General features: G+C 41.9%; 15 protein-coding genes and 1 other RNA gene. 8 read left to right on the forward strand and 8 right to left on the reverse strand.

All coding sequences use genetic code 11. The features are described from left to right. Nucleotides 1–105: 105 nt before the first annotated feature. A complete protein-coding gene (locus HNW13_RS12160; protein WP_101087288.1) occupies nt 106–501 on the reverse strand; it encodes an MAPEG family protein in 396 nt (131 codons plus the stop codon). A 163-nt stretch (nt 502–664) separates the two neighbouring features. On the opposite strand from HNW13_RS12160, the gene HNW13_RS12165 reads away from it, so the two are divergent. The 3 genes from HNW13_RS12165 (at nt 665) to HNW13_RS12175 (ending at nt 6469) form a co-directional block, all read left to right on the forward strand. Continuing rightward, nucleotides 665–1885: a threonine/serine exporter family protein gene (locus HNW13_RS12165; protein ID WP_011635884.1), complete on the forward strand. Its 1221-nt coding sequence runs from the start codon at nt 665–667 to the stop codon at nt 1883–1885. Nucleotides 1886–2139: 254 nt separating this feature from the next. After that, nucleotides 2140–3819, forward strand: a complete 1680-nt coding sequence (locus HNW13_RS12170) for a ShlB/FhaC/HecB family hemolysin secretion/activation protein (RefSeq protein ID WP_192116364.1) — start codon at nt 2140–2142, stop codon at nt 3817–3819. Nucleotides 3820–4315: 496 nt separating this feature from the next. After that, nucleotides 4316–6469 (forward strand): TonB-dependent receptor, encoded by a 2154-nt coding sequence (locus tag HNW13_RS12175; RefSeq protein ID WP_192116365.1) that lies wholly within the window; start codon nt 4316–4318, stop codon nt 6467–6469. A 99-nt stretch (nt 6470–6568) separates the two neighbouring features. Here the strand turns inward: HNW13_RS12175 and HNW13_RS12180 are convergent, their stop codons facing one another. The 3 genes from HNW13_RS12180 to rsmI all read right to left on the reverse strand — a co-directional run bounded on the left by HNW13_RS12180 (nt 6569) and on the right by rsmI (nt 10400). Continuing rightward, nucleotides 6569–8704: a TonB-dependent siderophore receptor gene (locus tag HNW13_RS12180; protein ID WP_192116366.1), complete on the reverse strand. Its 2136-nt coding sequence runs from the start codon at nt 8702–8704 to the stop codon at nt 6569–6571. Between the two features lie 445 nt (nt 8705–9149). Continuing rightward, an RNA gene (gene rnpB / locus HNW13_RS12185) (RNase P RNA component class A) lies at nt 9150–9503 on the reverse strand. A 54-nt stretch (nt 9504–9557) separates the two neighbouring features. Continuing rightward, nucleotides 9558–10400 carry a 16S rRNA (cytidine(1402)-2'-O)-methyltransferase gene (gene rsmI, locus HNW13_RS12190; RefSeq protein ID WP_011635880.1) on the reverse strand — a complete coding sequence of 281 codons (843 nt, stop codon included), beginning with the start codon at nt 10398–10400 and terminating at the stop codon, nt 9558–9560. 89 nt (nt 10401–10489) lie between these two features. Between rsmI and HNW13_RS12195 the strand changes: the two genes are divergently transcribed. The 4 genes from HNW13_RS12195 to HNW13_RS12210 all read left to right on the forward strand — a co-directional run bounded on the left by HNW13_RS12195 (nt 10490) and on the right by HNW13_RS12210 (nt 13925). After that, the gene (locus HNW13_RS12195; RefSeq protein WP_162022149.1) at nt 10490–12313 is read left to right on the forward strand and encodes a penicillin-binding protein activator; all 1824 of its coding nucleotides are present in this window, start codon (nt 10490–10492) and stop codon (nt 12311–12313) included. After that, nucleotides 12310–12636: a YraN family protein gene (locus tag HNW13_RS12200; RefSeq protein ID WP_162022148.1), complete on the forward strand. Its 327-nt coding sequence runs from the start codon at nt 12310–12312 to the stop codon at nt 12634–12636. The genes HNW13_RS12195 and HNW13_RS12200 overlap by 4 nt, the downstream gene beginning before the upstream one ends. 129 nt (nt 12637–12765) lie before the next feature. Then, on the forward strand, nt 12766–13359 hold the full coding sequence (locus HNW13_RS12205; RefSeq protein WP_011635877.1) for a phosphoheptose isomerase: 594 nt from the start codon (nt 12766–12768) through the stop codon (nt 13357–13359). Further along, a complete protein-coding gene (locus tag HNW13_RS12210) occupies nt 13356–13925 on the forward strand; it encodes a BON domain-containing protein (RefSeq protein ID WP_101087298.1) in 570 nt (189 codons plus the stop codon). The genes HNW13_RS12205 and HNW13_RS12210 overlap by 4 nt, the downstream gene beginning before the upstream one ends. Before the next feature lie 36 nt (nt 13926–13961). On the opposite strand, the gene HNW13_RS12215 is transcribed toward HNW13_RS12210, so the two are convergent. Further along, complete coding sequence (locus HNW13_RS12215; RefSeq protein WP_101087316.1) at nt 13962–14837, reverse strand: DMT family transporter; 876 nt, start codon at nt 14835–14837, stop codon at nt 13962–13964. A 141-nt stretch (nt 14838–14978) separates the two neighbouring features. Between HNW13_RS12215 and HNW13_RS12220 the strand changes: the two genes are divergently transcribed. Beyond that, nucleotides 14979–15848: a LysR substrate-binding domain-containing protein gene (locus tag HNW13_RS12220; RefSeq protein ID WP_192116367.1), complete on the forward strand. Its 870-nt coding sequence runs from the start codon at nt 14979–14981 to the stop codon at nt 15846–15848. Nucleotides 15849–15893: 45 nt separating this feature from the next. Here the strand turns inward: HNW13_RS12220 and trpS are convergent, their stop codons facing one another. The 3 genes from trpS to rpe are packed head-to-tail and all read right to left on the reverse strand — an operon-like array spanning nt 15894 to nt 18324. Further along, the gene (gene trpS / locus HNW13_RS12225; protein ID WP_192116368.1) at nt 15894–16892 is read right to left on the reverse strand and encodes a tryptophan--tRNA ligase; all 999 of its coding nucleotides are present in this window, start codon (nt 16890–16892) and stop codon (nt 15894–15896) included. A 40-nt stretch (nt 16893–16932) separates the two neighbouring features. After that, nucleotides 16933–17622 (reverse strand): phosphoglycolate phosphatase, encoded by a 690-nt coding sequence (locus tag HNW13_RS12230; RefSeq protein WP_192116369.1) that lies wholly within the window; start codon nt 17620–17622, stop codon nt 16933–16935. Between the two features lie 30 nt (nt 17623–17652). Next, nucleotides 17653–18324, reverse strand: a complete 672-nt coding sequence (gene rpe / locus HNW13_RS12235; RefSeq protein WP_192116370.1) for a ribulose-phosphate 3-epimerase — start codon at nt 18322–18324, stop codon at nt 17653–17655. Nucleotides 18325–18467 lie beyond the last annotated feature (143 nt).

Here is an 18467-nt window from a genome sequence, read left to right on the forward strand (position 1 = left end):
GCGACACTAAGTGTGACTAAAAAAACACCAAAAGTGAAATATTTTTATCCTTTTATAACCTTGTAAAACACGTGGGAATATTGCTATTCCCTTATGCTTTCAATGTTATAACCCAATAAAGAAGCCAATATTAGCAACCGCTAAGATTAATAGTACTATCCAAGTCGTTAATACACCCCAAAAACGGCCGAAGTGATGGCCGCCTTGACCTTGGTTTAATCCAATAGCATGTAATAAACGCGCCACAATCCAAGCTGTGCCCAAACAGTGTATCAAGTAAACCGGCATGCCATTCAATTCAGCCAGTGCTAACAAAATGAGTACTATGGGTGCATTTTCAATTAAATTGCCATGAGCTCTGATCGCAATGGATAATCCTTGATGGCCGCCATCACCGATACCTATTTTATTCACTCGACGAAATTTAACCACTTTGTAAGATAATGCTAAAACCAACAACGCTGTTAGGCCCGCATATAAACCCGATATCATCAATGTCATGTGTTATTCCTTAAGTCGTCTATATTATTGTTATTATACTAATCTTTGATTTGTTGATGTTATCACTACATTTTGAATCAGTTTGGCTGTAAACACACGCCTTAATCGGTTAATATTCGCGCCAAAATAAGCTCAATACCTTAACAAGAGTGACTACTGCCCAGTGGATAATCAGGATTTTTTAGAAAAACGTAGATTTATCATTAAACTAGGTAAGTACCTGCATAAATTTGGTACTCCTGCGTATCGCTTAGAATCCCACTTGCAAACGGTATGTAATACCCTTGGTATTGAAGGATATTTTTTAATATCGCCCACATCGATGACATTTGTACTCCAACATGACACTGAGCAAGAATACAATCACGTTGCACGCGTTAAACCTGGCGACTTAGATTTAGGCTCGTTAGCACGTACCTTTGAATTGGTTGAAGAGCTCAGTTCTGGGCAGCGAACCTTGCAAGAAGCATTAGAACGCTTAGAAGAAATCGCCAATAAACCCAATCCTTATGGCCATAAACTGACGCTGTTAGCTTTTGGATCCAGTGCGGGTGCTTTCGCCATGTTAATGGGTACCGGTTGGCATGACGTTTTTTGGTCAGCTATTTTTGGTTTACTAGTATACAGCTTAGTTTTTTGGGCTGAACGCTCAAAACGTATCGCAGAGATGCTCGAACCCATGGCGGCGGTAGTTTGCGCTATCTTAGCGTCAGGGATTGCGCAATTAGACCCGAGTATCAATTTACCCGTAACCATTTTATCGGGGATTATTATTTTTGTTCCCGGTCTTGCACTCACTCTCGGCTTAGCGGAACTTGCCGCCCGCGATTTAATCTCCGGTACGGCACGTATCATGGATGCTGTGATGCAGTTATTTAAACTGTATTTTGGTGCTGTGCTTGGCATGACCATTGGTAAAGCCATCTTTGGTGAAACTATCTATGTAGAACCTATACCGTTGCCTCGTTGGGCGATTTGGTCTGCGGTGCCGCTATTGTCGATGTCGTTGGTTATTATCTTTAAAGCACGCTTAAAAGATTCCCCTTGGGGCATATTTGCCGGCATTGTGGCATTTTTCTCTGCCATGTTAGGCGGGATTTATCTAGGTGAGTCTATTGGTATTTTTGTCGGTGCACTAGCCGTGGGCATCTATTCAAATCTGTATGCGCGTTGGATGAAGGCGCCAGTGTCGATTGCGTTACTGCAAGGCATCGTTATTCTGGTCCCTGGTAGCAAAACCTATATTGGTCTCAATGCATTAATTTCGGGCGAAACCATGCTCAATCAAGCCCATTTAGGCTCACAAATATTCTTAATTTTTATGTCCTTAATCGCTGGGCTTATTTTTGCTAACGTTATCGTGCCCCCTCGCCGTTCGTTATAAATCTTACAAGTTAACATTACCTTCCTATCGGTATTAAAGGGCAGCTATAAATGCTGCCCTTATTTTTTAACAACTCAAATACCCACATAATTTAAATGGATTAATGAAATATTTATTCAAGCTAAATGCTTGACTATTATGTTATTCAGGTATGATATGAAACAAAGAGGCAACATAAAAAGTTCATATTGAAAACAATAGTTCTATTCTTACAGGCCTCTCAAAAACATAACAATAAAAATAAGGACGAAGCTATGCCAATCATATTTATGGCAGTATTTTTTTTCGTCATCCTGCTTTCTTCGTCTGCTGTTCAAGCAACTATTGCTGACAGTGAAGCACAGTTAAAAGCCAACGATGACTCTGTCACCACGCCCTCTAGTCCGTCGACAACGAATAAACATGATGTCGAAAAAGTCGCGAACATTGTAGTCGTTAGTCATCCTATTTTTGATGAGTCAGCTCCGGATGCTATTTTCCTTCATCGTTGGGCAAACTATCTGCATATCAATACCAAAGAGTCGACTATTCTCAATAGCTTAAGCTTTGAAAAAGGTGAAAAAATCACTCAGAAAGATCTTCAAGAAGCGCAGCGATTATTGCGCTACGAACCTTACATTCGTGATGCTGATATCAACATTGCCAGAAAAGATCCACTCGCCGACGACAACGTTGAAGACGTGGTATTAGTCGAAACGTGGGATAACTGGTCATTACTGCCAACGGTCAGTTTGAGTAAAAATGGCGGCGACACTAAATACTCGTTTGGCATGAAGGAAGATAACTTACTGGGATTAGGGGTTAAAACTAAAATAAAATACCAGTCAAGTGCCGACCGCACCGGGTATAAGTTTGCCTTTGATGCTCCAGTAAGATGGATTAAACACGGTAATGTGTCGGTCGATTTTTACGACAACAGTGACGGCCAAGCGTCTGCTATCGCCTTTAATAAGCCCTTTTATACTCTTGATACTCAGAACATGTACGCCCTGTCATGGTTAACGGATACCCGCATCGACACCGTAAGACAAAATGGCCAAGACATTAACGAATTTGAACATGTTATCGATTATGCTAACGTCGGATTTGGTTGGTTAGTCGATAAAACGCCAGATCAATTGCACCGTATTAGCCTAGGGATAACCCAAGACCAACATCAATTCAATAACATAGACGATTATCCCATTTCACCGTTACCTTTTGATCGTGAGTTTGTATACCCTTGGATCAGCTACGAATACCTGCAAGACCAATACACAGTGCTGAACAATATCCACCTGATTAATAATAACGAAGACTTTAACTTAGGTTGGCACCACACTGTAAGTTTAGGATTGGAAACCAATGACGTTGCCGACAATGCTGCTGTGGGCTATCACGTAACGGCTTCAAGCAGTCGCGGTTGGCAGGAAGACAATCAATTATTGCTAATGACCGTTAATGCTCGAACGGATATTCAAACCGGCCAACAAGACTTTTATAATGTCGGTTTAGCCGCTGAAATCTTCCACCAAATCAGCCCTAAGTGGACCGCTTACTCCAAGGCGCGTATCGCAACCTCACACAATAACTATCTTGATCAAACATTTGCCCTTGGCGACGAAACAGGTGTACGGGGATATCCCAACGACTACCAGCATGGTGACAATCAATGGTTGCTCACGAGTGAAATCCGATACTATCCAAACATCAATTTATATCAATTGGCCGAGTTAGGTTGGGCTGTATTTGCCGATATAGGTCAAGCAAGCGGTGGTCCAGACGAGCAAAACGAAGTTGATGGCCCTATTGGTAGTATTGGTATTGGCGCACGGATTTACTCTTCTAAATCCAGTTACGGTAACGTAGCCCATGTTGATATTGCCGTCCCGATCACTACGGGCAACGACATCAACGCTTGGGAGTTCAGATTTCAAGTGAAAGACCATTTTTAATTAGGTAAACCGTTCAATTGTTATCGTGTCTAACGACAACGGCTGGCTAACGTGTGAAAAATGTAGATTAAACGCTAAAAACACACCAAGTGCAGCTGATCTTTAGTGATTACGATTCGCCAACAAAACGGTTTGCTTTATACAGAAATGCGCGACAAGGTTGCATAATCATTATTCACGAATCACTTGTCGTCAACTTTTACTACAAAAATAAGCAAAAACCGCTTAACAGACCTCTTCTAACTGAATTTATAGTTTCTTACTTCTGCGTTATCGCCTACTCCTACAGAGCAACGACATATCACGCGGTCAGATTTTTATATAATGACGACAAGCAGCAGTTAAATTCATTATGAAGATCTGTGGCTCTTAGTTAAGTGAATGATTAATATCTAACTGATTTAATGCAAAAAAGTAAAAAATGTAAATAATGTGTACTTTTTAATGATAATGAATATCATTACCTTTTATTCATTATTTGTTAATCGGTATACCTATGTTATTCAAGCCTAGCCAACTGGCTATTGCGACACATTGTGCATTATTTTTATTAGTACTCCCTGCAACGCATGCCAATGCAGAATCTTCAAAACAAGCCACAGAAAACAAAGCTTCAATGGAGCGAATGATTATTACAGGCAGTCGATCTGCTGAACGGATAGATGAAGTCCCTTCTTCTGTCACGCTTATTGAACAACAAACCCTCGCACGAGATATGTTAGTCACTTCGCAGTTACAAAATTTACTCGCATTTCGCGTTCCTGGATTAGCGCCAAGCACTGGCACATCAAGTAATTCTGGGCAAAACCTTCGTGGTCGCGCGGCATTAGTGATGATTGACGGCGTGCCTCAGTCAACGCCATTACGTAATGGTCAATTAGGCATAAGCTCTATCGATGCCGGTGCCATTGAACGTATCGAAGTGATTAAAGGAGCCACCTCTATTTATGGCAATGGCGCCTCTGGTGGCATTATTAACTACATCACTAAGCGTGCCAGCGAAGATAAAGCACGAATTAATGTTGGGGCTTCCAGTAAATTTAGCGCAGTAAAATTACAAGATAGTGCCGGTTATCGAGTTGATACGTCCATAGACGGTACGATTGATGACTTTAGCTATGTATTTAGCGCCATTACTGAAAAAACAGGTTTAGAGCGTGATGCCGAAGGCGACGTTATCGGATTGATTTATGGTTTATCAGAAACTAAATCGAATAATTATTTTACTAAACTCGGCTATCAACTCGACGACGACAAGTCAATTCAACTGACTTATAACTATTATGAAGCACAACAAGACGCAGACTTAATTGATGTTATTGGCAGTGTTAACTCTGGCGAAAAAACCTACGCCATTGAAAATACTAGCGGCATAGTAAAACCCGGCGTACCTCAAGGGCCGCGCGGTAATCATAACCTAATGTTAAAATACGTCGACCAAGAGATATTTATTAACACCCAATTAACCGTTGATGGTTATATGCAAAAAATAGAAAATATGTTTTTCTTCTCAACTGCGTTAGCCAATCCAAGTGAAGGTTACGAAGGAGGTCAATCAATCATCAAGTCCGAAAAGAAAGGCTTACGGATTAACTTTGCTAGCCAAATTGACTGGGATAACATCGAATCAACCTTTATCTACGGCATTGATGCACTTGAAGATGTGAGCTCACAACCTTTGGAAGACGGTCGAATTTGGGTACCAGAAATGGACTTGCGCAACTTAGCGGCCTATTTGCAAACCAAGTTTGTTGTTGCTGATGATTGGGTTTTTAAAGCCGGTATTCGCCAAGACAGTGTCGACTTAAGTGTTGAAGATTATCAAACATTGAAACTATGCAGTACCGCAAGCACTTGCTCAGTACCTTTTGATGTTACAGGCGGCGAGCTTAACTATGACTCCACCACCTATAATATTGGTTTGCGCTATAATATGAACCCGCTATTTAGCCCTTTTATTAGCTTCTCTCAAGGTGCTGACATATCAGATATCGGTCGCCTGTTACGCTCAGCCACGGTTAATGATATTGCCCTAATCCGCACCGAAGCATCAATTGTCGATAACTACGAAGTTGGCTTTTCAGGTCAGGTCGGTAATGTAACTTATGAAATTGCCGCGTACCGAAGTGAATCAGAACTCGGCACCAGTAATACTTTTGATGCAACTACAGGCGTGTATTTACCGGTTCGTGCACCGCAAAAAATTTGGGGCTACGAAGCACAGCTAGACTACCGTGTACAAGATAATCTGAGTACGGGTTTAAGCTATAGCTGGATTGAAGGTAAAGACACTGAAAATGATACCTATCTTGATGGTAGCACCATATCTGCGCCTAAATTTACTGCTTATGTAAACTGGCAGCCAGTTGAAGATGCGAATGTCGGCATTAATTACATGTATGTCGGTGACCGCAAACGCTTTGAGCAAGTTAATGGCCAATATGTTGGTAGCCAAGGTCCTATAGAACATTATAACGTTGTTAATCTTGCCAGTAGCTATCAGATCAATAACTGGCAATTATCACTTGGAGTAGAAAACTTACTCAATGAAGATTACTTTTCAGCAAGATCACAAGCTTATACTTACGGGGGATACAATACTAAATCTCTGGGCACCACCATTAATGTGGGCGTAAAGACCAGCTTCTAAAGCTAAAAAGTCACCATAAGAAAGGGCGTAAACAATAAATTGTTTACGCCCTTTTTTAATTCAGCAAGACGTTAATACAACCCCACTAATAATTCGACATTAAAAGTGATGCGATACCTGCAACACCACTTCTCGTGGTGCACCCGGGAAATGGCCATTACGTTCAGAGAAACCGCTCACGGCATATTCTTTATCAAACAGGTTTTTCACATTTAGCTGAAACTGGGTATCTTGCCACGTAGTTGTCCAGCTCATATCAAACACGGTATAGGGTTTAACACGCTGCGCATCAGCACTCATTTGCTCACTGACATAATCTGCACCCAGTGCAATAGCAGAATTCAAACTGTCAATATCATAACGCGTCCACAAACCCGCTTGATGACGCGGCGCATTAACAAACTTGCTGCCATCGGCATAGGTATCGCCAATATCGCCTTGAGTAACACGAGTATCGTTATAGGCGTAATTAGCCATAACAGTCCAATTAGGTGTTATATCTCCCACCAACGTAAACTCAAGTCCTTTACTTTCAACTTCACCTAAGCTTACTAACGCAGGGATTCCGTCATCATTGCCCGTGTCAGCAGGATTATTCATGGCGACATCTTTTTTATTAATTTGATACACAGCTAACGTGGTCATCATGCTGCCATTAAACCACTGATTTTTTATCCCTAGTTCAACTTGTTCACCCATTTCAGGTTCTAAGCTACTGTCTTCACTCGCCGTTTCTTGATCGCCAAGCGAGGTCGGATTAAAACTTTCTGCATAATTAACATAAAATGATGTATCGGTGGAGTATTTATAAACAATACCACCACGCGGTGATACATGATTATCACTAAACTCAAATCCAGTTTCTTTATCAAAATCATTAAAGTGATCGTAACGTAGCCCCACCAATAACAACCATTTCTCGCTTAAACTGATTTGATCTTGAACATATAAACCCGCGCGTTCGGTTTTAGTGCCATCACGATCTTGATCTTGTAAGTTATAAGTCGAAGGATCAGTTTCACCGTAATTAAGATCAAAAATGTTTAGATTAGCGACACCATCAGCCTCATAACGGGCACGCCAATAATCATAATCGCTGTTTACGTGATGGTAATCTGCTCCAAATAATAAGGTTTGCTCAATACCAGTATCTAATCGATATACAAAATCTGAAGTCACACTGACTTCTTGGTTAGCGCGATACTGTTTACGATATTCACGTTTAATGGTTTTATCATCAATATTGGCTTCGCCATCACCATTAACGTCAACCCAACTTTGTGATTCGTGATATCCCTGAACACGCTCGTTATCAAGGTAACGCACTGTGGTATTAACACTTAACTCATCGCTAAAATGATGCTGTAAGTCAGCTTGTAATATTGTTGCTTCAAGGTTTTGATAGTCGGATTTTTCATTAGCGTTATAGCTTGGATCAACCAAAAAGTTACCATCATCGTCAACGGGAACGCCACGCAAACGATTACCACCTAAGTCTTGTTTGATATAATCAATCGTTGTTGTGAGTGTAGTGTCATCGTCAAGTTGAAATAATAATCCACCTGTTAACTCGGTATTTTCAGAGTCGGCATTATTTCGAAAACTGTCTTTTTGCTCATAAAAACCGCCTAAACGATAAGCAATTGAATCCGTTAAACCACCTTTAGAATCAATTGACCCGCCCATACGGTCGTTATCGCCTGTGGTTAATGTCACTTCAGTATCTTGGACAAAACTCGGTTTTTTGCTGACATAATTAATCATCCCGCCAGGCTCACCACCACCGTATAACGCAGCTGCTGGACCTTTTAACACTTCAACTCGTTCAATATTAAATAGCTGTGGTACACCGAAACCAGAAAAAGGGTCGCCTCTTACACCGTCATAAAACACATTGCTGTCATCACGAAAGCCACGAAAGGTCACCCCTGAATAACTATAAGTGCTCACACCCGCAATAGAGCGGTATAAATCGGTGATTTCGCGTGCTGCTTGGTCAACTATCAACTGTTCATTCAACACCTGCACCGATTGCGGTAAATCCATAATATCGGTTTCAACTTTGGCACCCACAGACGTAGAAGATTCACGATAAAAGGTTTGTGCCCGCCCCATTACAGTTATTTTCTCAATCGACTCAGTCAAATCAACGTCGGTCGCTTTCTCGTTCGCACTGACACTCAGTACAGGTAGCAGTAGACTTAACATCCCAATATTAATGACGTTCAAATGCATAACAGTTTACTCATCGGCAACAGTAAAATTTGGCCACAATATACCACCAAACACTAATGAAAACTATTCTCATCTGATAATTTACATTTATGCTTGTTTGTTAACGATAAAGTCAGTTTATGTTTAAAGGTTTTGTTGTTGAATGAGTATTTATTATCGACTAGGTCAGGAAGATCGAGGTGCATAGCTAACAATAGAGTAGAACACTCGTGTTAATAAATCATCCATTTGTAAATACTTAGCGTTCCGACGACGTTTACTGAACGGATGTAGTCAACTCCAACAGTAGATCGTCTGTCGCAAGTATTGGATAGTACTGAAGCTAAAACATAAAGAAACAATAACCAACATCAACTCGGGTTGACTATCTATAGGTTACGACACCAATATTTTCGTACTAACGATAAAAAAAGGCCTCGCATTGCTGCGAGGCCTTTTTTATAAAGAGGTGAGTTGGCCGATAAGCCGGGTCCTGTCGTGGACAGTTATTCATCTAGGCCTGCAATCGCTCACAGGCTCAAGCAACCTACCCGGTTCCAACGCGAGCAGCGCCATGCGGAACCCTATTTGGTCTTGCTTCGGGTAGAGTTTACCTTGCTACGGACTATTGCTAGCCGCACGGTGCGCTCTTACCGCACCCTTTCACCCTTACCATCTTAGCCTAAGCCAAAATGGCGGTTTCCTCTCTGTTGCACTTGTCGTCGGTTCACACCGCCCAGGCGTTACCTGGTACCCCGCTCTTTGAAGCCCGGACTTTCCTCCCCGTACTTGCGTACGCGGCAACTGTCTGGCCAACTCGGCGCGGATTATAGCCTAAGCAGCGCAACAAACCAATGCCAAAGCGAGCGGCTTTTTATAAATCCAGTTCTAAACCGTATTTATATAGGGCATTTTTCTTTAAACCATGAATTTGCCCTGCTATAGCGGCGGCTTTTTTAAGCGGCAACTCTTCACAAAGTAACTTTAGGGTAGCAACGGCAACCGCTGGAATACCTTCTTCATCAGATAATGTAAAGCCATGGCACATAATGACCATTTCGCCTTTTTGCTGATTATCATCAGCTTCAACCAGCGCTAATACCTCTGCAGCGGTGCCAGATAAGAAGGTTTCAAAGGTTTTAGTGACTTCTCGTGCCATTACCACTTGCCTATCGGCGCCTAAAACGTCAACAATAGCGGCGAGGCTATAAAGAATACGGTGAGGAGATTCGTAAAATATCAAAGTACGAGGATCTTCTTTAAGAAATTCAAGTTTATCGATACGGGCTTTTTCTTTTGACGGTAAAAAACCTTCAAAACTAAAGCGATCAGACGGTAAGCCTGATGCACTTAATGCCGTTATCGCTGCACATGCCCCAGGCAAAGGTACGACTCGATGGCCAGCTTGACGAACATGGTTAACTAAATGGTAGCCGGGGTCAGAAATTAACGGCGTCCCAGCGTCAGAAATGAGCGCGATTGATTTGCCTTCATTTAATTGTTCAACTATCCATTGTGCTCGGTCACGTTCATTGTGATCATGTAATGCCGTTTTACGGGTTTCAATACCAAAGTGACTTAGCAGCCTTCCGCTGTGGCGAGTGTCTTCACAGGCGATTAAATCAACCTGTTGCAGCACCTCTATTGCCCGAGCGCTGATGTCGCCAAAATTACCAATTGGGGTGGGAACAATATACAGCGCGACCATTTGGTCCATAATTACCTCGATAATGAATCTACCTGATACTTTCGCCAAGCGTAAGAGCAGGTTAAACTAGTGACAGCATCTTACCAGAGTGAAGCCAAGTGTTAAAAAGACTGAATACTACAAAATTCGTGTGCGCGTTGATTTTCTCTGTATTGGTGGTCGGTTGTGCCACCAAAAAACAGCAGGATAATGTTGACGCTAGCGCATCGCTCGTTGCCGCTGAACATCCAGCTAAAATTTATTTGGCTGAGGCAACGAATAGCAGTTTACCAGAAAAGCGTGATCGTTATTTATTACTCGCCGCTCATGCTTATATCAATGATGGTAACTTTAATTCTGCCGCTAATGTATTAACGTCAATGCAGAAGTCGATGGTGAACGTTCCCTCGCTTCAAGCGGAGCATATTTACTTGCGCGCTCGCATTGTCGAAAAAACCAATAGCAGCCAAGCCGCATTAGATATTTTACAGTATCCACCACATTGGCAACTACCACGCTGGCAAATGGCAAGTTATCACCAATTTAAAGCCAAGCTGTACAAAAATACTCAACAGCCAATTGATCAGGTTAAGCAGTTAAGTCTATTAAGCAACTACTTACCAAAATCTGAAACCACAGCGATCAATAATGTTATTTGGAAGTTACTACAACCTTTATCCGAAGAAACTGTGCAGTCGTTTATGCGCGATCAATCGAATCCGATTTTTGCTGGTTGGTTACAATTAACCTTTATCGCTAAACATTACGCGGTTGAGCCGACGCAATTGGTGCGTTATTTAGGTGAGTGGCAGCGTAATAATCCTTATCATCCAGGCGCGGTTAAGTTACCTGCTGATTTAGAAAAAGCGCTTAATGCCAAACCGTTTAGACCGCAAAATATAGCGGTATTATTACCGTTAAGTGGCCCACGCGCTGTGGTTGCGGAACCTATTCGTCAAGGTCTTTTATCGAGCTATTTATCTGATTTTGATAGCAATGTCTCACTTAACTTTTATGATACTCAGCAAGGGGTTGCGGCCGCTTATCAACAAGCTGTAGCCAAAGGCGCAGAATTTGTCATTGGGCCATTGTTACCCAATGAAGTTGAAGAACTACAGAAAATTAACGATAAACAAAAGACCACAGTGCCACAGCTGTATTTGAACCAAACAGATACGTTTACGCCACAACCAAACCTGTTTTACTTTTCGTTGTCTCCAGCACAAGAAGCCAGTGACGCTGCACATAAGCTGTATAGCGATGGGGTAAAGTTGCCACTATTATTGGCCAGTAACGATCCGATTGGCAAACGTATGGCAGACAGCTTTAAGCAAACTTGGCAAACCTTAACCAGCAATGATGCCGAAGTGTATTTCTATGATGCTGGCGACCAAATGAAGGTAACAGTTCAAGAAGCATTAGGTGTAAAAGATAGTCAAGCGCGTATTAGCAGAATGCGTGATTTATTGGGTAGCCGCTTAGAATCAGATTTTCGTTCTCGCCAAGATATTGATGCGATTTACATGATTTCGGGTTCACAAGATTTAGCCCTGCTAAAACCCTTTTTAGACGTTAACTTTAGTGTGTTCTCTGAACCCGTAACCTTATATACCACTAGCCGTAGCCGTCTTGAAAGCGAGTCAGCGCAGTCGGCACAAGAGTTAAATAACTTGATCATTAGCGATGTACCTTGGCTAATGCAACCTAGCAGCGAAACACAGCTGGTTTCTGAGCTTTGGAGTGGTTGGAATAATAGCCAAAAACGCCTATATGCAATGGGTTTTGATGCCCTTGAATTGGTTAATCGTTTAGCGCAAATGCGCGCTTTTCCGGGATACCAATTTATTGGCCGCAGTGGTGCATTATCAGTGAAACCTAATGGAGTGATAGATCGTCAACTTTCTTGGGGAAAATATAGCCAAGGACAATTAACACCACTATGAACAGCGGACAATTAGCTGAGCAACGTGCGCGAACTTACCTTGAACAACAAGGTCTAACGTTTGTAGATGCTAATGTTCGATACCCATTTGGTGAAATAGATTTAATTATGCGCCAGCAAGATGTCTGGGTGTTTGTTGAAGTAAAATTTAGGTCGTCAAATCAGTTTGGTGGCGCCTTAAATGCGTTAACAAGTAAGCAAATTACCCGGATAAGATTAGCCGCTGAGCATTATTTACAACGACAAAAATTAAATCCACCTTGTCGCTTTGATGTCATTGCGATGAATATTGATGAAATAAACTGGCTACAAGGCTGTTTTTAAGCGGCAATTGATTACCATAACCTTGATTTATGGCATCATATAGTCAAATTACCGAGTCTGACTGATGAGCGACGATAAAAAAGCTGATCAGAGACATACGTAGACATAATTTAGCGTAAGGATTGTTGCATGTTAGAACGTATTAGAGATAGTTTCACCGAATCGATTCAGACTAAAATTGATGCTGCTGAAGCATTACCTGAGTCTATTGAAAAAGCTGCAGAGATGATGGTGCAATGTCTACTTGGCGGTAATAAAATTCTGTCATGTGGTAATGGCGGCAGTGCTGGCGATGCTCAACATTTCTCTGCTGAATTATTAAACCGTTATGAAATTGAACGTCCACCGCTGCCTGCTATTGCATTAAGCTGTGACACTTCAACGATTACTGCTATCGCCAACGATTATAGCTACGATGAAATCTTCTCGAAGCAGATTTTTGCACTGGGTCAACCAGGCGACATTTTATTGGCTATTTCAACCAGTGGTAACTCTGGCAACATTATTAAAGCCATGGAAGCAGCGTTAAGCCGCGACATGACTATTGTTGCCCTAACCGGTAAAGATGGCGGCGCAATGGCGGGCTTGATGAGCGCAGGAGATGTCGAAATCCGCGTACCGTCAAACGTTACTGCACGTATTCAAGAAGTTCACTTACTGGTTATTCACTGTTTATGCGATAACATCGACCGCACCTTGTTCCCACAGGATGAACAAGCATGATAAAAAGGTTACTCATCATCTCAGTCCTGGCGATGCTGCAGGGGTGTGCTGGTGCAGTCATGGTTGGTGCCGTTAGCGGTGCCAAGATGGTTAATGATGAGCGCAGCATGGGCACTCAAATCAGCGATACTAATGCAGACTTTGTCATTGCTAGCGCGCTATCAAAACATGATGACCTTAATAATCAAACCAATATCGCCGCGGTTGTGATGAACAATAATGTATTGATGATAGGTCAAGCACCTAACTCAATGCTGCGTGATAAAGCGATTAAAGTGGTGCAAGATTTACAAATTGGCGGCAAAATACATAATCAAATTCGTATTGGCACGCCAACGTCATTTACCACTCGCAGCAACGACACTTGGGTAACAACCAAAGTCAAAGGCCGCATGTTAAATGAAAAATCGCTCGATATTACTCGAGTGAAAGTGATTACCGAAAACGGCGAAGTCTTCTTACTTGGGTTAATTGACCGCAAGCAAGCTGATTTGGCGGTTGATATCGCACGAAATACTGCAGGCGTTCGCAAAGTGATTAAGGTTTTTGAATACACTGAATCTTAATCCTGCAGTACATTTTTATTATCGCGATTTAGAAATTCATCCTGCATTTTGCTCGATGAATTTTTTTTGGGATCTTTTGGCTTGTATCCACGGGATAATCAGCGACGGCAACACAATAAACCCAGCCCCAACCCAACTTAAACCATCAAGCCATTCATCAAAAAACAACCAACCAAAAAAGACACAAAATAATAGTCCTGTGTATTCAGCCACCACAATTTGACTGGCTTGTGCTTGGCGATAAGCCAACGCGCAAAACCACTGATACGCCAATAAAAACACATTACTCGACACCGCAATAGCCACTAAAGACCCACTGATAGCCTCTATGCCTTGCACCAATGCCATGACCAATACCAAAGGAATACTGAGTAAGTTATATAGCATTAACGTTACAACTGGGCTTTCTGTACTGGGGAGTTTGCGCAATGCCAACTGGTTTATCGCAAACATAAATGCAGAGATGAGTACTGCAATTCCAAACCAGTTAATTTCACTTGGTCGTAGCAAAATAATGATGCCCAGAAATCCTAAAATAGCTGCCAGCCAATGTGCAGCGGTGACGCTCTCTTTTAAAAATAGAAATCCCATTAATACAATCATTAATGGCGCCGAATAAAACAACGAGCTTACAGTGGCGATAGGTAGCGCAATTAACCCCATAATTAAGCATACAGCTCCAATAGCGCCAGTATTAGCTCGCACTAAGTGCACCTTTATATGGCGACTGATTGGTTTTTTAGCTGCAAACCACAATGGCAGTAACATTAATACTGATGTTAACTGCCTGATTAACAGAAATGTTGCAGCGCTACTGCCCTCTGGAAGCCATTTTATAGACACATCATACATAGCACTAAAAAGGTTACCGACAACTAATAACATCATGCCAATCGCTATTGTGGATTTCATTACACTTACAACCTTAGGACCAATAATTGGCTGCATCATATAGTTATCAATTAATAACGAATAATGATGTTTTTAATCCATTCATGAGTTAAATTCATACCTCATAAATTTTAATAAAATAAATTCATGTTTGAGGTGTATATGCGTAAACTGCCGCCACTGCGGGCACTACAAATTTTTGAAGCGGCCGCAAGGCATGCTCACTTTTCTCGGGCGGCAACTGAACTGTGCATTACTCAAAGTGCGGTATCGCACCAAGTAAGACTGCTTGAAGCGCATTTTGGCGAACGATTATTTATCCGCGAAGGTAGGCAGCTCTGTTTAACCAGTAAAGGCAATGTGCTTTACCATGAACTGGAGCGAATATTTAATGAGTTGAATGATTTAAGCATGCAAATCACTGGCGATTGCAATGATCAGCTCCGCTTAGCGGTATACAGTTCATTTGCCATTAAGTGGCTGATTCCTCGCTTAAGCGATTTCCATCGCTTACATCCACAGATTAAAATTCGCCTAGATATGATCACCGACGACCCACTGATGAGTGATAGTGTTGCTGATATGTTTATTACTGGTCAAAGTGGACAACCGGGTTATGTGCATCGCATGTTACACCAAGAGAGACTGATCCCAGTGATCTGCCCGGGGCTATTAAATACCGACCACTCGGCGCTGAGTGTATTACGGCAACATGCATTACTCACTGTAGATGAAGGGCCAATAGGCTTTGATTGGGAGCGCTGGTTAAAGGTTAACAGCATCAGCATAGAGGCTACGCAACAACAGCATGTATTTAGCCATGTGTTGTTAGCTATTGAAGCGGCAATTGCTGGTCAGGGGATCGCGCTGGCATCAGATTTTATGGTAGAACGAGATATTAGTAAGGGAGCATTAGTCGCACTTGACTTACCCGCTATGTTGACTGGATTTGAATTCAATTTTAGTTGTAAACAGCGACGTTTAAAGGAGCCCGCTATCGCTGCATTTGTACAATGGTTAACCAAAAAATAAGCCAGCACGTTGCTGGCTTATAGATAACATTAGCTGAAATAATACTTACACAATCAGACCAATTTTTTCGTACACTTTTTTAATCGTGACTTCTGCACGAGCTTGAGCTTTTTCAGCACCTTCCGCCATGACTTGGTTTAGATATGCATTATCGGCGCGGTACTCTTTAAAGCGAGCTTGTAATGGCTCAAGCATTCCTACGACAGCTTCACCAGTAGCCACTTTTAAATGACCGTACATTTTGCCTTCAAACTCTGCTTCTAAAGACGCAATCGACTGACCAGTACAACCTGACATTAAGCTGAGTAGATTCGACACACCTGGCTTTTGTTCCATATCAAAACGCACTACTGGTGGCTCTTCGCTGTCGGTCATGGCTTTTTTCACTTTCTTTAAAATCGCTTTAGGATCTTCAAGTAAACCAATGACGTTATTACGATTATCGTCAGACTTAGACATTTTCTTAAGCGGGTCCTGCAATGACATGACCTTAGCGCCGTGTTCAGGAATAAACGGTTCTGGGATAGTAAACGTGTCGCCGTAAGCATTGTTAAAACGGGTTGCGATATCGCGGGTGAGTTCTAAATGTTGCTTTTGGTCTTGCCCAACAGGGATCTCATTGGCTTGATAAAGCAAAATATCTGCAGCCATTAGAACAGGATAACCATATAAGCCAACGTTAATGTTATTGGCATGCTTTAACGATTTATCTTTAAACTGGGTCATGCGGTTTAACTCACCCATTTGGGTGTAACAGTTTAATACCCATCCAAGTTGGGTGTGCTGCGGTACTTGCGATTGAATAAACACGGTGCTTTTTTTAGGATCAACACCGCAAGCAAGGTATAACGCTAGCGTATCTAAACACGCTTCACGCAGTGCTTTAGGATCTTGACGCACGGTAATCGCATGTAAATCAACAACACAATATAGGCAATCATGGCTATCTTGCATGGCAACCCATTGACGAAGTGCGCCCATATAATTACCTATGGTTAATTCGCCTGATGGCTGCGCACCGCTAAGAACTATGGGTTTGGTCATGTGTTTATTGCTCCAGATTATCTTTTTAAAATTCAAATTATTATGAAAGTAAGTATTGCTCTATATCAGCAAAGTTTTCGCATATCGCATGCGGGCTGCTAAGACCGATATCTTCGCCGTAGTTGTATCCGTAGGTCAAGCCAATAGACATAACATTCGCAGCTTTAGCCGCTAAAATATCATTCTTTGAATCACCTATCATCAGTAATTGCGATTCATCCAACTGCCATTGTTTAAGCAAATGTTGTAATGGCATTGGGTCTGGCTTCATTTTGGCCAATGAATCACCACCGAGAACTTCAGAAAATAGCTCATCAAGACCAAAAGCTGTTAGTAACGGCACGGTAAAACGATATGGTTTATTGGTAACGATAGCCAGTTTAAAACCTGCTTGTTTTAACTGCTGTAACGTGTCGATAACTCCCGGATATAAACGACTATGTTTTTGTAAGTGCTCACCATAATGATGCATAAATTGCGGCATAATTTGCTCAAGTATTACCTGCAGATCAGGAGCATCTTCTGGCATAGCAGACACATAACTTAACGCACGTTGCATTAATACTTGAGCGCCATTACCTACCCAGCTACGAACCAATGCTTCAGTCACTGGTTGGTATTGGTTCTGTGCTAATGTGGCGTTTGTGGCCGCTGCCAAATCAGGCACACTGTCGATTAACGTACCATCTAAATCAAAAGCGATTGCGCGAATATTTGACCATTGCATCATGTAAAGTCCCACTGGATATGGATAAAGAAATTATGATATCGAAGCGAGTTCGGCACGCATTTGATCAATAACAACTTTATAATCGGGTTGATTGAAAATTGCCGAACCAGCTACAAACATATCTGCACCCGCGGCCGCTATTTCAGCAATATTATCGACCTTAACGCCACCATCCACTTGCAAGCGAATATCAAAACCACTGGCATCAATAAGCGCACGAACTTGGCGAAGCTTTTCTAGCGTATGTGGAATAAATGACTGACCACCAAAACCAGGATTAACTGACATCAATAAAATAACATCGAGCTTGTCCATTACATGATCTAAATAATGCAGTGGTGTGCCAGGATTAAAGACTAATCCAGCCTTACAGCCAGATTCTTTAATCAACTGCAGTGTGCGATCAACATGTTCTGAAGCTTCTGGATGAAAAGTGATAATTGAAGCACCGGCTTTGGCAAAATCAGGAATAATGCGATCAACGGGTTTAACCATTAAATGTACATCAATATCAGCGGTGATCCCGTAATTACGCAACGCAGTGCATACCATTGGGCCTATTGTTAAATTTGGTACATAGTGATTGTCCATAACGTCGAAATGAACAACATCTGAACCCGCATCTAATACGGCTTTAACATCTTCACCTAAACGGGCGAAATCAGCAGACAAAATCGATGGTGCAATTAAAAATGGGCGCATAATCTTCTCTATTGGCAGATCAAAGTGACGACATTTTACCCTTTGCAGCCGCAAGCCTCTAGTCTAACAAGGGAAATAACCACTATCCTCAATAGAATTTAGTTAAAAACTAGACCATAAGTCGGATTTGCTATTTTTTATAC

The organism is Shewanella sp. BF02_Schw (genome assembly GCF_014596695.2).
In the GTDB taxonomy this organism is placed as follows: domain Bacteria; phylum Pseudomonadota; class Gammaproteobacteria; order Enterobacterales; family Shewanellaceae; genus Shewanella.

Bases quoted from the DNA above. Each gene is read 5' to 3' on its own strand.
- HNW13_RS12210 (WP_101087298.1), top strand. From the start codon at position 13,356: ATGATAAAAAGGTTACTCATCATCTCAGTCCTGGCGATGCTGCAGGGG.
- rpe (WP_192116370.1), bottom strand. From the start codon at position 18,324: ATGCGCCCATTTTTAATTGCACCATCGATTTTGTCTGCTGATTTCGCC.
- HNW13_RS12230 (WP_192116369.1), bottom strand. From the start codon at position 17,622: ATGATGCAATGGTCAAATATTCGCGCAATCGCTTTTGATTTAGATGGT.
- rsmI (WP_011635880.1), bottom strand. From the start codon at position 10,400: ATGGACCAAATGGTCGCGCTGTATATTGTTCCCACCCCAATTGGTAAT.
- HNW13_RS12200 (WP_162022148.1), top strand. From the start codon at position 12,310: ATGAACAGCGGACAATTAGCTGAGCAACGTGCGCGAACTTACCTTGAA.
- HNW13_RS12215 (WP_101087316.1), bottom strand. From the start codon at position 14,837: ATGAAATCCACAATAGCGATTGGCATGATGTTATTAGTTGTCGGTAAC.
- HNW13_RS12175 (WP_192116365.1), top strand. From the start codon at position 4,316: ATGTTATTCAAGCCTAGCCAACTGGCTATTGCGACACATTGTGCATTA.
- HNW13_RS12160 (WP_101087288.1), bottom strand. From the start codon at position 501: ATGACATTGATGATATCGGGTTTATATGCGGGCCTAACAGCGTTGTTG.
- trpS (WP_192116368.1), bottom strand. From the start codon at position 16,892: ATGACCAAACCCATAGTTCTTAGCGGTGCGCAGCCATCAGGCGAATTA.
- HNW13_RS12220 (WP_192116367.1), top strand. From the start codon at position 14,979: ATGCGTAAACTGCCGCCACTGCGGGCACTACAAATTTTTGAAGCGGCC.
- HNW13_RS12180 (WP_192116366.1), bottom strand. From the start codon at position 8,704: ATGCATTTGAACGTCATTAATATTGGGATGTTAAGTCTACTGCTACCT.
- HNW13_RS12170 (WP_192116364.1), top strand. From the start codon at position 2,140: ATGCCAATCATATTTATGGCAGTATTTTTTTTCGTCATCCTGCTTTCT.
- HNW13_RS12205 (WP_011635877.1), top strand. From the start codon at position 12,766: ATGTTAGAACGTATTAGAGATAGTTTCACCGAATCGATTCAGACTAAA.